Raw genomic sequence first — 12913 nt, forward strand, 5'->3', positions numbered from 1 at the left:
GACCATTCCGGTTTGCCCGGATTCATCCCGTGATGGCCGAGGGAAACGATTCACCCCGGTCGCGTCGGGTCGTTCGTCAGCGCTGGGTGCCGAAGTCCTGGGTCCACCACGGGCCGTTGTCGCCCTCGTGGATGCCGATGCCTATCTCGCGGAACGAGCAGTTGAGGATGTTCTCGCGGTGGCCCTGGCTGTTCATCCAGGAATTCATGACCTCTTCGGGGCTGCTCTGCCCCTGGGCTATGTTCTCGCCGACCGCGGACCACGCGTAGCCCTCGCGCTCCACACGGTCCTGCACCTGCGAGCCGTCGGGGCCGGTGTGCGAGAGGGTCCCCGCGCGCGCCATGGCGTCGGTGAACTTCTGCGCGGCCGCGGTCAGCTTGGCGTTGGTCTTCAGCGGGCTGCAGCCCGCCTGGGACCGCTCCTGGTTGACCAGCTCGACGATGCGTGCGGCGTCACCGGTCGCGGCGGAGGTGGGCTGACGCGTCGGAGCGCTGCGCGTGGTCTCCTGCGTGTCTCGGTCGGACGCCGTCTTCGTCGCCTGCTTCGACTTCTCGGCCGTACGCTTCGGGCTCGGCTTCGTGGAAGCCTTCTTGCGCTTGGGTGTTGAGCTCTTCGATTCCGACGGTGAGCCGGACGAGGTGCGAGGCACCGCTTCCTCGGCCATGGGGGACGCCGAGGAAGCGGCGCGATCCGCGGTGGACTGATCGGCCACCGGGTCGCCGCCCGACTGCACGACCACCGCTCCGGCGCCGACGCCCGCGACAACCGTGAGGAGCCCGGCTGTCAGAGCGATGCGACGGACCGGCCGTCCTTCGCGCGGGCGACGGTGAGACGCGGTGCGCCGTCCATTGCCTGAGCGAGGGCTCATGGTGGTCGTCCTCCGTTGGGCTGGGGGGTGCAGCGGGTTCCGGTTCTCGTCCGGCCGCCGTGAGTGACGATATGCGGCCCGATCCGCTCCGATCATCATTCGAACGAGATCTTCAAGAACCCATAAGACTCAGCTCAGACACCACTTCGGATCGCGGGAAACTCTTTCCGAAAAACGGCCTGCGGACGGCATCTTCCGTCCCAGGGCCCCCTCCGCCATCATGAGCCGCCGTCAGCTGTCCACGGAGAGAGGACACCTCATGGCCGGGCTCGGGAGTCACCCCGGACGCAAGCCGGGGGCCGGACAGGGCGTACTGCGCCGCAAACCCATCGAGTACATCGACGAGGCCGAAGGCACCGCGGGCGAGCGGCTGACCCGGACCCTGGGCCTCTGGCAGCTCACCGCCATCGGCGTGGGCGGCATCATCGGCGCCGGGATCTTCGCGCTCGCGGGCACGGTCGCCAACGGCACGGCGGGGCCCGCCGTCCTGGTCTCCTTCCTGATCGCGGGCGTCGCCTCGGCCGCCGCCGCCTTCTCGTACGCCGAGTTCGCGGGCCTCATACCGAAGGCGGGCTCGGCCTACACCTACGGCTATGCGGTCCTGGGCGAGCTGGCGGGCTGGTTCATCGGCTGGGACCTGCTGCTGGAGTACACGGCGATCGTCGCGGTCGTGGCGATCGGCATCTCCGGATACTTCAACTTCCTGCTCGGCGAGGTGGGTGTCGACCTGCCGGCCTGGATGCTCGGGGCCCCGGGAACGGGCGAGGGCCACAAGGTGGACCTCTTTGCCGTCGTTCTGTGCCTGTTCGTGGCCTATCTGCTGAATCTCGGCATCAAGAACGCCGCGCGCTTCGAGACCGTCGTCGTGGGCCTCAAGGTCCTGGTGGTCCTGCTCGTCATCGGCGTCGGCTTCTTCCACATCACCTCGGACAACTACAGCCCCTTCTTCCCGTACGGCGTCAGCGGGGCGTTCACGGGCGCCGCGACGGTCTTCTTCGCCGTCTTCGGATTCGATGCGATGAGCACCGCGGCCGAGGAGTCCAAGGACGCCCGCAAGCACATGCCTAAGGCGATCCTCTACTCGCTCGCCATTTCGATGGTGCTCTATGTCCTGGCCTGCCTGGTTCTCGTGGGTATGCAGCACTACACGAAGGTCGACCCGGAGAGCGGCTTCTCCACCGCCTTCAAGTCCGTGGGCCTGAGCGGCATCGCGGACGTGATCGCGGTCGGAGCGATCATCGGCATCCTCACCGTGATGTTCACCTTCATGCTCGGCGTGACCCGCGTGTGGTTCTCCATGAGCCGGGACGGTCTGCTGCCGCGCTGGTTCGCCAAGACGCACCCCACACGCCATGTGCCGACCCGCGTGACATGGATCGTGGGTGTGGCCTCCGCCGGGATCGCCGGCTTCGTGAAGATCGGTGAGGCGGCGGAGCTGACGAACATCGGCATCCTGCTCGCCTTCGCCGTCGTCTGCACCGCCGTGATCGTGCTCCGCTACCGCAGGCCCGACCTGCCCCGTGAGTTCCGGTGCCCGGGCATGCCGGTCGTGCCCGCGATCGGGGTGGCCGCCTCGATCTGGCTGATCACCTACCTCCAGTGGCAGACCTGGGTGCGCTTCGCCGTCTGGTTCGCGATCGGGCTCGTCATCTACTTCGCCTACTCGTACCGGAATTCGGAGCTCGCCAAGGCCGGCGGGGCCGGGGGCAGGACCGACGACCCGGACGAGGACGACGCACCGGAGAAGAGCGGGGCTATTTGAGCAGCCGGGACAGCCGCCGGTCCGCCAGCGGCTTCCCGCCCGTCTGGCACGTCGGGCAGTACTGCAGCGCCGAGTCGCTGAAGGACACCTCACGAATGGTGTCCCCGCAGACGGGGCACGGCTCGCCCTTGCGGCCGTGCACCCGCAGGCCGCTCTTCTTCTCCGCCTTGAGCTTTCCGGCGGCGAGTCCGCGCGACCGCTCGACGGCCTCGTGCAGCGTGGTGCCCATGGCCTCGAACAGCTGAGCCGTCTCCTCCTCGGTGAGACTCGACGCCAGCTTGAACGGGGACATCCTGGCGGCGTGCAGGATCTCGTCCGAGTACGCGTTGCCGATCCCGGCGATGACGCTCTGGTCGCGGAGCACACCCTTGATCTGCCGGCGCTCGCCCTCGAGCAGGCCGGTGAAGGCCTCCAAGGTGAGGCCGTCGGAGATCGGGTCGGGTCCCAGCCGGGCGATTCCCGGTACGTCTGCAGGTTCACGTACCAGATACACCGCGAGACGCTTCTGGGTTCCCGCCTCGGTCAGATCGAATCCGGTGCCCTCGGGCTCGGCCAGCCGCAGCCGCAGCGCCAGCGGTCCCTTGCCGGGGCGGGGAGGTACGGCGGGAAGGTTCTCCTTCCACTGCAGCCAGCCCGCGCGCGCAAGGTGGACGACCAGATGCAGATCGCCCGCCGCCAGATCGAGGAACTTGCCGTGGCGGCCCACGCCGGTGAACTCCCGCCCTTCGAGCGCGCCGAACGGCGGGTCGTACGTCTTGAGCACGCTCACGGCCACCGGGAACACCTTGGCGACCGTCCTGCCCACCACGTGCTCGGACAGGAACCCGCTGAGTGCTTCGACCTCCGGCAGTTCCGGCATGCCCCCAGTCTGCCAGCCGGGGGCCGGACACGGCCCGGGAGCGACCGCGGGACCCGTCCCGTCCGATGGCGCCCATCCCCCTCCCGCGCCGGCCCCCCGGGTCCCGAACCCCCGGACCGCCGCCCCAGGCCCCACAGCCCCGGGGCGGCAGGCCCTCTCAGCGCAGTACCGGCGTCTCCGGCGCCGCGTTCTCCAGCGGCACCGCGTCGGAGCGGACCAGCCCGAGCTGTACGGCCTGGCGCGGAAGGACCGCGTCCAGGAGCCAGTCGGCCCCCACTCGCACCCGGTTCCCCGGCATGGCCAGCAGGTGGTAGCCCCGCGTCACCGCCTTGGCCACCGGTCCGGACAGTGGCGCTCCCAGCGGGTCCGCCGCCGCCTGCAGGCCACCGAGGTCGACGACGAAGCCCAGGTCGTGGTGGACGTACGGGCGGCGCTCGCCCCGCCCGAAGGAGGCGGCGACGTTGCGGGCCGCGGTCCGCCCCTGGCGGCTCGCGTGCTGCGCCGTCATGGGGGTGATCTCCCCCGGCCGCGTCAGATCGGGCACGGCTGCCGCGTCACCGCAGGCCAGCACCTCGGGGTGACCGGGAACGGCGAGGTACTCGTCGACGACCAGCCGGCCCTTCTCCGTGCGCAGGCCGAGATCGCCGACCAGGGGGTCAGGGCGGACCCCGACGCACCAGATCAGCGAATGCGTGGGCACGAAGCGCCCGTCGGTCAGACGCACCCCGTCCTCGGTCGCCTCGTCCACCGACGTGCCCGTGGCGACCTCCACCCCGCGCCCCGTGAGGACGCGGTCCGCCGTCCTGGACATGTGCTCCGCCAGCTCCGGCAGGACGCGCGGTGCCACATCGAGCAGCAGCCACCGCGGGCGCGGAGCGTGGCGCAGCGCCGCGTTCTGCGCGGCCAGCTTGTCCGTGAACAGCTTTCCGTGCGCGGCCACTTCGGTGCCCGTGTATCCGGCGCCGACCACGACGAAGGTGCAGCGCGCCTCCCGTTCCCCGGGGTCGTCGCTCGCGCCCGCGAGTTCGATCTGCCGGGTGATGTGGTCGCGGAGGTAGAGGGCTTCCGGCATGCCGCGGAATCCGTGGGCGTGCCGGGTGACGCCCGGCACGGGAAGCAGCTTGTTGACGCTTCCCACGGCGAGGATCAGCCGGTCGTAGGCGACCTCGCGCGTGCGGCCCTCAGGGTCGGTCACCTCGACACGGCGGCCGTCGAGGTCGACGTGGTCGGCCGTGCCGAGGACGAGGCGGACGTGCGGCAGGGTGCCGGTGAGCGACACGGACACCCGGCGGGGCTCGAGGATGCCGGTCGCGACCTCGGGCAGCAGCGGCACGTAGAGGAAGTAGTCGTTCGGGCTGATCAGGACGATGTCCGCGGTGTCACGGACGGTACGGGACAGCGAACGGGCGGCCTCGTATCCGGCGAAGCCCGCTCCGACGATCACGATGCGCGGTCGGCTCATGGTCCTTCCCTGGACGGGTGGTGGCGGCGGCCGGTGCGCGCCCCGCCCGGTGCCTTCGCCCGGGTGTCACGGGCCCCGGCCCCTCAAGCTCGGCGCTCCTGCCCGGGGCTCTCCGCTCTGGGCCTTGGGCCCGGGCGTTGTGGCGCTCCGACGCTCGCCTTCGAACACTCCGCCGCTCCGGGTTCCCCGTACGGCTCAGCCGAATCCGGCTCGAACTCCCGTACCCCGGAAGATCCTTGACTTGCCTCCCCGGCGCAGCGAGCCTGACACGGTCTCCTGACAACGTTGTCCCCCGCTGTCCGACTCTCCCCGTCCGACTCCCGTTGTCCGACCCCCTTGCAGCCCCCCGCCTTGCAGACCCCCCGCTCGTCCTCCCTGCCCCGACCCCCTGCCCGTGGAGGCCGTCTCATGTCATGGATCCCATCCCGTCGTGGCGGCCTCCGCGGCCGCGCGCGCCAGGCCACCGGCCGCATGCGCCTGGCCACCGGGGCCGCCGTCGTGGCGGCCCTTCTCGGTGCCGCGCTCGGCGGACCCGCTCCCACCGCCGCGGACGCCGCCGATACCGGCGAGCGCCTCACCGACCTCGTCAATCCGTTCATCGGCACCCGCGACGAGGGCAACACCTTCCCCGGCGCCGCCGTCCCGTTCGGGATGGTCCAGCTCTCCCCCGACACCGGTCACAACACCGGCTACGACTGGAACGACTCACGGATCCGCGGCTTCTCCGCCGTCCACCTGTCCGGGGTCGGCTGCGCCATCGGCGGCGACCTGCCCGTCATGCCGACCACCGGTGACATCACCAGCACCGACAACGCCGTCTACGCCTCCGGCTTCAGCCACGACCAGGAGAGCGCCTCGCCCGGCCGTTACAAGGTCCGTCTGGCCGACCACGGCGGCATCACCGCCGAGCTGAGCGCCACCGCGCACACCGGCCACCAGCGCTACACGTTCCCGGCCACGGACAAGGCCAACGTCCTGCTCAACTCGGGCCAGGCGCTGCACAAGGTGACGGGCAGCCAGGTCACCGTCCTCGACGACCGCACCGTGGCGGCCACGATCACCGGCAACGGCTTCTGCCGCAAGGGCGGCGAGCCGTACACGGTGCACACCGTCACGCGGTTCGACCGGCCCTTCACCACGTACGGCACGTGGGACGGCGCCCGGGTGACCGAGGGCTCCACCGCCTCCGAGGGCACGGGGCGCCGCGGCGCGTACGTACGGTTCGACACCACAGGACGCGACCGCGACGTGGAGGCCGTCACCGCCATCTCCTACGTCGACCAGGAGGGCGCGGCCCGGAACCTGGAGGCCGAGGGGCGGGCGTCCTTCGACGCGACCGCCGCGGCGGCCACCCGAGCCTGGGAGCAGCGGCTCGGCCAGGTCCGCGTACGCGGCGGGGGGCTGGAGCAGCGGCGCGCGTTCTACTCCGCGCTCTACCGCTCGCTGCTGCACCCCAACATCGGCCAGGACGTCGACGGCCGCTACACCGGCTGGGACCGGCAGGTGCACCAGGCCGAGGGCTTCACGTATTACCAGAACTGGTCCCTGTGGGACACCTACCGCACCCAGGCGCAGCTGCTCGCCCTCCTCGCCCCGCGCGAGTCGCGCGACATGGCGCTGTCGCTGCTCCGGGTGGACGAGCAGGGCGGCTGGCTGCCCAAGTGGGGCTACGGCACGGCCGAGACGAACATCATGACCGGCGACCCGGTGACCCCGTTCCTCACGAACGCCTACCAGCAGGGGCTGCTGAAGGGACATGAGGACGAGGTCTACCGCGTCCTGCAGAAGAACGCGGACGGCGTCCCGCCGAAGGGCAGCCCCTATGTGGGGCGCGAGGGCAACACCCACTACCAGCGCGAGGGTTACGTCCCCCACGACGCCGACCGCGCGAAGGACAAGATCGGGGACTCCGACTTCCACCACGGCGGCTCGGCCACCCTCGAGTACGCGCTGGCGGACGCGGCGCTCGCCGAGATGGCCCGGGACCTCGGGCACAGGGAGGACGCCGAGCGGTACGCCGCGCGCGGCCAGAGCTACCGCAACCTGTTCGACGGTTCGACCGGCTTCTTCCGCCCGCGCGACGCCGACGGGGTCTTCATCGGCGCCGAGGACCCCGCGAAGAGCGAGGGCTTCCACGAGGGCACGGCGTGGCAGTACCTGTGGATGGTGCCGCAGGACCTGCCGGGCCTGGTCTCCCTCCTGGGCGGCAAGGAGGCCACCGAGCGGCGGCTGGACAGCTTCTTCGCCTACGACCAGCTGCGCAAGGACCCCGCCGGGACGGCGCGCGAGGTCTGGGTGGGCGGCCCGTACGACTACTACAACCAGGACAAGTACAACCCGCAGAACGAGCCGGACCTCATCGCGCCGTACACCTACCTCGCCACGGGCAGCCCGGGGAAGACGAACGACGTGGTGCGCGCGGCGCTGTCGCTGTTCACGGACGCGCCGGACGGCATCACCGGCAACGACGACCTGGGCACCATGTCGTCGTGGATGGTGCTGTCGTCGATGGGCGTCTTCCCGGTGTTCCCCGGCACGGACGTCTGGGGCCTGTCGACGCCCGCGTTCGAACAGGTCGACCTGGCGCTGGACCGGAACTGGTACCCGAGCGGCCGGATGCGGATCACGGCGCCCGGGACGAGCGACGCGGCGCGGTACGTGCAGTCCGTGCGGCTCGGCGGCAAGGACCTGACGAAGACCTGGATCACGACGGACGACATCAGGGCGGGACGGGAGCTGGAGTTCCGGCCCGGCACGCAGCCCTCGGCGTGGGGCACCCGGGCGGGCGACGCCCCGCCGGCCATGGCTGACGCCGTGTCACCGGCGCGCAAGGAACGGGGACCCGGCGCCTAGCTGTATTGATCACCCGCGTCAACAACGCTCGTGATCGATACACCTAGCACGCACCGAGCGGAACGCACCTCCGCGGGGCGGTCAGCGATCGGCCATCACCAGGCCGTCGTCGGCCGCCCCGCGGCTCATGACCGCCTCCCGGATGGAGTCCCGCACCTTCCGGTAGTCCTCCCGGCCGGGGTCGCCGCGCAACGCCTCTCCCAGGTTGACGACCCGCCACGGCGGGCCGCGGTCAGTCATCTGCGGGATGAACTCGGCCTTGGTCACGGCCCAGCGCTCACCGTCCCGCCGCGGCGGCTCGAAGCGGAAGCGGGCGATGGAGCCGTGGTTGCCGCGCGGGTCCTGCATGACGCCGGCGACCTGGTCGCCGAGGCCATGGACGACCCAGGTGCCGTTGACCTTCTCGTAGGCCTGCGGCACGTGGTTGTGCGTGCCGATGACGAGGTCGATGTCGGGGCGGCCCGCCGAGCGTGAGCGCGTGAGCCGGGCGGCGAGTTCGCGCTGCATCGCGTCGGGCTCCTCCTGCCACTCGGTGCCCCAGTGCAGGCTCAGCACGACGACATCGGCCCCGGCCCTGCGGGCGGCCCGCGCGTCGGCGACGATCCGGTCCGGGTCGATGGTGTTGACGATCCAGGGCTTGTCCTCGGGGAGCGGGATGCCGTTCGTGCCGTAGGTGTACGAGAGCTGGGCGACGGTGGCGGTCCCCGCGCGCAGCAGGACGGGCTTTCCGCCCTCGGCGGCCGAGCGGGCGGAACCGACGTGCCCCAGCCCGGCCTTGTCCAGGGCGTCGAGCTGGCGGCGCACGCCGTCGGCCCCGGCGTCCAGGGTGTGGTTGGAGGCGGTCGAGCAGGAGTCGTAGCCGGTCTCCCTGAGGGCGGCGGCCACTTGAGGGGGCGAGACGAACGTCGGGTAGCCGGTGAAGGGCCCGCCCGCTTCGCCGTACGGGGTCTCCATGTGGCATATCGCCACGTCCGCGGCCGAGACGACGGGCCGGACCCCCGCGAACAGCTTCCGGAAGTCGTGACCGCTGCCCCCGGCGTCCTGCTGGGCCTGGTTCATGATCGTCGGGTACGGGATGACGTCGCCGCTGGCCACCAGCGTGAAGCCCCGCTGCGGCCCGGCCTTGCGCGGCGGCGCCGTCCGGTCGACGCCGGTGAGCGACGACGTGGCGGTTCCGCCGGTGCAGGCCGCGGCGGCGCAGAGCAGCGCGCATCCGACGGCCAGTCCCGCTCTCCTCGTACGTCTGCGTCGGTGCGGGGTTCCGCGGTGCCGGGGTCCGGTGGTCATGGTCCGCCCTCCTCGTGTCCGTTCCTCTCCCGGGACGAGCGGGCGGCGTTGAGGGCGTCCACGGCTCCCTTGGCGTCGCCGATCGTCGTGTGGCCGACGGCGACGAAGGTGACCGGGCGTCCGCGTTCGCGCTCGCAGGCCAGGGCGCGTTCCAGGACCCGTTCGCGGCTGGTGATCCGCCCGGCGCCCGGGCGGCCGCCGCTGTCGCGGGTGACGACGTGGTGCATCAGGAAGAGCCGTTTGCCGTCGCCGCCCCGGTGGGGTGCGCAGTTCATCTCCTGCGGGCTGCGGACGGCGGACGGCGTCTCCATCGCGTACCGGTAGAAGGGGCGGTACCAGGAGGCGGGGCCATCGGCCTTCTCGGCGAAGACGACCAGTCGCCGGCCGCCGCGCACCATCTCGCCCAGCGTCGGCCAGGGCCGGTCGGCGTCACGGTCGGGCACGTACAGCAGGTCCTCAAGACCCGCCTCACGGAAGGCCCGTACGGTCTCCTCGCCATTGACGGCGTCCTGCACGATCAGGGTGACGACCTCGGTGGGGTGGGCCCGCGTCCAGGCCCCGACCTTGCGGAGGGTGGGGACGAGCGCGACCGCCGCGTCCCCGCACTCCGAGTGACACGGCATCAGGCCCTCACGCCGCGAACCGGCGCGGTGGAGGAACCGGGTCCGGTCGGCGTCCGACGCGGGGGCGCGGTCGCGGAAGGCGGAGGCGTCGACGCGCCAGGTCAGGCCCTGGGGAGTCTCCGGGGTACGGGTGTCGACGAGCAGGGCCCGTACGCCCGCGTCGAGCTGCGCGGTGACGCCGAGGTCCTGGAGCGGGCCGACGAACCGGTCCTCGGTGGTGGACACGGCGTTGTGCGTGGCCAGTTGGGCCACCTCGTCGTAGCGCAGCGCGCAGAGGGCGGCCGAACCCTGGCAGCGCCGAGGGGTGCCGCCCATCGTGGTGGGGGCGAGGGCGGCGCCCGCGGTGGCGATGACGGCGACCCCGGCCGTCACGGTCCAGGCGCGGGCCGGGCGTGAGACGGGTGTCCCGGCGGCGCGGCGCCTCCCCGTCCTACGCCACAGCAGACCGGCGCCCGCGGCGAGCAGGCCGGCGGTCACGGGCACCAGCGCCGCCAGCAGGCCTGCCTGGAGCAGTCGGTCGGCGGCCGTGGTCTGCACGTCCTCCACGAGCCGCGCCAGCGAGGGCGGCCAGGACGCCGAGGGTGCGGGCATGGCGCGGGCCGCGGCGATCCGGGCTCCGCCGGCGGCCGCCGCGGCCAGGACCCCGCCGGTGGCGGTCGCGGCGCCGACGGCGGTCAGCCGCCGGGCGTACGTACCGGGCACGGCCGCCCAGAGCGCGACCAGCCCGCCGACGCCCAGGATCACGGCCCCCGTCTGTACGGGGCCCAGGCTCAGCCGGGCGATGGAACGCGCCTTGCGGACCAGGGCGACGCCGTCCCGGTCCTGGTGTCCGAGACCGGCGACGGGCTGCGGGCGGGTGCCCTCCAGGACGTCGCTGCCGGCCGGCCCGCGCCCGTCCGGCAGCGGCGCCGCGAGCGTACCGGTGGGCGGGCTGCCGCCGAGGCCCGCGGTCGGGCGGGGACGCAGCGGATCCCGGGCAGTTGCCGCGGTCCACGGTCCGGCGTCGTCGCCGTCGTCCGCGGGCCACTCCTCCACCGCGGCGACCAGGTCGCCGAAGTAGACCCGGGTCAGGTCCTCGAAATTGGCCAGGACCGGCCGGAGGTCGGCGGTCAGCCGCAGCGCCGGCCGGTCCCCGCGCAGGTAGCCGACCGCGTTGCCGATCTGCTGCTCGGCGAGGGCGCGTACGGCCTCGGGCGGCAGGACGTTCCTGATGTCGGAGGTGACGATGCCGCGCGGCACCGGGAGGCGGGCCAGGATCTCGCCGGTGACCTCGGAGGACTCCGGATCGGCGAGCACCTCGTCGTAGAGCCGGTCGTAGGCCCGCTCCTCGTCCAGCACGCCCTCGTAGTAGGCGGAACTGAGCGCGGTGCTGCGGGCGGTGGCGGCGGCGACGAGCGCGACGGTCGAGACCACGACGGAGAGGAACGCCAGCCAGCAGACCGCTCTGCGCCGCCACTGCCGGCGGGAGAGCGCCGTACTGCCGGCCGGAGCCGGTATCCGCGTGCGGCTCATGGTCCTCTCTTCGCTCGCTTCCCCCGTTCCGACCTTGGGAGGTGGCCCGGTGCGCGGCCAGCCGCGGGGCACCATGCGGGTGAGGAGCGGGGACGCGGGTGAGGGCGAGCGGCGGCGGCTCGCGTTCGGCCGTCGACGCGGCGGCGGCCTACCCTGGAAGCAGCAGGTGCGCGCCCCATGAGGGGAGGACGCCATGCGGGACGACGGACATGCATCCGGTCCTGCGGCCCCGGAGAATCCGCACGAGGGCCCCGGTCTCCCGGCCGTTCCCGGTGACCCGGACGCTCCGGCCTTCCCCGAGGACCCGGGCGCTCCTGCGCGCATGCCGCCCTCGGGACGCAACGGCCGCAGGCGACCGCGCACCGGTACGGAACCGGTGACGGCGCGCAGCGCGCTGAGGCTGCGGAAGCTGCTGGCCGTGATCTACACGCCCGTCTTCCTGGCCGGTGCCGTCCTCTTCGCGATCTGGGCGTCCCGGTCCGACGCGGGCTCCACGCCCAGCTCGGGGGCGCTCGGGGCGATCGCGATCGTCTGCGCGGTGCTCTCGCTGCTGGCGCTGACCGACCTGATGGTCGTGGAGCACCGGATCAGGCGCGAACGCGACGGGCGGGGATGACCGTACGCCGCCGCGGGCGCGCCCTGGAGATGTCAGGGCCGCGGCGACGGGGGAGGCGCCACCTCGCGGGGGTCAGGGCCGCATGCCTTCCGGCCCCTCGCCGCCCTCCAGGCCCTCGCCCCGCGCCGCCCGCTCCTCCGGCAGCAGGGCGCGGATGTCCGCGGGCAGCGCCTCGTAGACCTTCCCCATCAGCTCGGGGCTCACGGCCGAGTCCAGGACCTCGAAGAGTGCGGTCGACTCCCGGATCGCCTCGTCCTCGTCGGTTCCGGCGCGCCAGGCGATCCGTCCGAGGAACCCGGTCAGATCGAAGCGCTCACCGTGGACCCGCCGGTGGGCCCGCTCCTCCGGCGACCCGTCGTGGGCGGCCCCGGCACGGCGCACGGCCTCCGCCGCCTCCCCGGGCAGCTGCGCCGCCAGATGGTCGGCCAGGCCGCCCGGTACGCGCTCCGCGAGCGTCTCCAGCGTGGCGCGTACCGCGCGCTCGGCGGACGGCCGGTCCGGCAGCTGCGCCCGGGCCTGGACCTGCCCCGTCATCCGGTCGTAGCGCATGATCGGCACCGCCTCTGCCTCGGACGCGTCGTGGCGTCCTGCCGTCTCCCTGGTGCTCCTCGTCCCGAGTGACCCGTACGGGCGGGGCGACACCGGCCGCCCGAACCCGTACGGACACGGTGCCGGAGGATTCCGCCTGCCCCGCAGGTGTGAAACGGCACCGGCTGCCCACTCGTGGACCATGACCGAGAAACGTGCGGAGACGGAGGAGCGGACCGTACCCGGTGTGCCCGAGCCGGGGGGCGTGCCCCCGCAGGAGACGCCTCCGGCCGAGGGCGGCCTTTCGGGCGCCGGGCCGCGGGAGACCTACAACCCGCCCAAGGGGTGGGGTGCGGTGCCGCTGATCCTGCTGATGATCGTGGTCGTGCTGTTCGCGGTGTTCTACGTCGTCGGCTGGGTCACGCGCTGACGTCCACGGGCGCGGCACACGCCGACGTCCGCCGGACCCGCGCCCGCGCCGACGTCCGCCAGACCCGCGTCCGCACCAGCCCGCCGTGACCGTCCGCACCAGCCCGCCGTCTC

At 72.6% G+C, this 12913-nt stretch carries 10 protein-coding genes; 4 read left to right on the forward strand and 6 right to left on the reverse strand.

Translation table 11 applies throughout. The features are described from left to right. Window positions 1-76: 76 nt before the first annotated feature. Window positions 77-868 (reverse strand): CAP domain-containing protein, encoded by a 792-nt coding sequence (locus tag ABZ822_RS23875; protein ID WP_360857739.1) that lies wholly within the window; start codon window positions 866-868, stop codon window positions 77-79. 259 nt (window positions 869-1127) lie between these two features. Between ABZ822_RS23875 and ABZ822_RS23880 the strand changes: the two genes are divergently transcribed. After that, window positions 1128-2630 (forward strand): amino acid permease, encoded by a 1503-nt coding sequence (locus tag ABZ822_RS23880; RefSeq protein WP_360857742.1) that lies wholly within the window; start codon window positions 1128-1130, stop codon window positions 2628-2630. Here ABZ822_RS23880 and ABZ822_RS23885 read toward each other — a convergent pair. Further along, window positions 2623-3489, reverse strand: a complete 867-nt coding sequence (locus ABZ822_RS23885; RefSeq protein WP_360857745.1) for a DNA-formamidopyrimidine glycosylase family protein — start codon at window positions 3487-3489, stop codon at window positions 2623-2625. The genes ABZ822_RS23880 and ABZ822_RS23885 overlap by 8 nt on opposite strands. Window positions 3490-3646: 157 nt before the next feature. Further along, on the reverse strand, window positions 3647-4951 hold the full coding sequence (locus ABZ822_RS23890; RefSeq protein ID WP_360857748.1) for an NAD(P)/FAD-dependent oxidoreductase: 1305 nt from the start codon (window positions 4949-4951) through the stop codon (window positions 3647-3649). A gap of 471 nt (window positions 4952-5422) precedes the next feature. Between ABZ822_RS23890 and ABZ822_RS23895 the strand changes: the two genes are divergently transcribed. After that, complete coding sequence (locus tag ABZ822_RS23895; protein WP_360858037.1) at window positions 5423-7804, forward strand: GH92 family glycosyl hydrolase; 2382 nt, start codon at window positions 5423-5425, stop codon at window positions 7802-7804. Between the two features lie 81 nt (window positions 7805-7885). Here ABZ822_RS23895 and ABZ822_RS23900 read toward each other — a convergent pair whose 3' ends face one another. Both ABZ822_RS23900 and ABZ822_RS23905 read right to left on the reverse strand, forming a co-directional pair. Further along, window positions 7886-9091 (reverse strand): CapA family protein, encoded by a 1206-nt coding sequence (locus tag ABZ822_RS23900; RefSeq protein ID WP_360857751.1) that lies wholly within the window; start codon window positions 9089-9091, stop codon window positions 7886-7888. After that, window positions 9088-11226 (reverse strand): hypothetical protein, encoded by a 2139-nt coding sequence (locus tag ABZ822_RS23905; protein ID WP_360857754.1) that lies wholly within the window; start codon window positions 11224-11226, stop codon window positions 9088-9090. Before ABZ822_RS23905 ends, ABZ822_RS23900 begins: the two co-directional genes overlap by 4 nt. 193 nt (window positions 11227-11419) lie before the next feature. Between ABZ822_RS23905 and ABZ822_RS23910 the strand changes: the two genes are divergently transcribed. Continuing rightward, a complete protein-coding gene (locus ABZ822_RS23910) occupies window positions 11420-11842 on the forward strand; it encodes a DUF6343 family protein (protein WP_360857757.1) in 423 nt (140 codons plus the stop codon). Window positions 11843-11914: 72 nt separating this feature from the next. On the opposite strand, the gene ABZ822_RS23915 is transcribed toward ABZ822_RS23910, so the two are convergent. Continuing rightward, on the reverse strand, window positions 11915-12391 hold the full coding sequence (locus tag ABZ822_RS23915; RefSeq protein ID WP_360858040.1) for a DUF2267 domain-containing protein: 477 nt from the start codon (window positions 12389-12391) through the stop codon (window positions 11915-11917). Window positions 12392-12572: 181 nt separating this feature from the next. Here ABZ822_RS23915 and ABZ822_RS23920 point away from each other — a divergent pair, with 181 nt between their 5' ends. After that, window positions 12573-12800, forward strand: a complete 228-nt coding sequence (locus tag ABZ822_RS23920; protein ID WP_360857760.1) for a DUF6480 family protein — start codon at window positions 12573-12575, stop codon at window positions 12798-12800. The last annotated feature ends 113 nt before the right edge of the window (window positions 12801-12913 follow it).

The organism is Streptomyces sp. NPDC047108, from assembly GCF_040643575.1.
Lineage (GTDB): Bacteria > Actinomycetota > Actinomycetes > Streptomycetales > Streptomycetaceae > Streptomyces.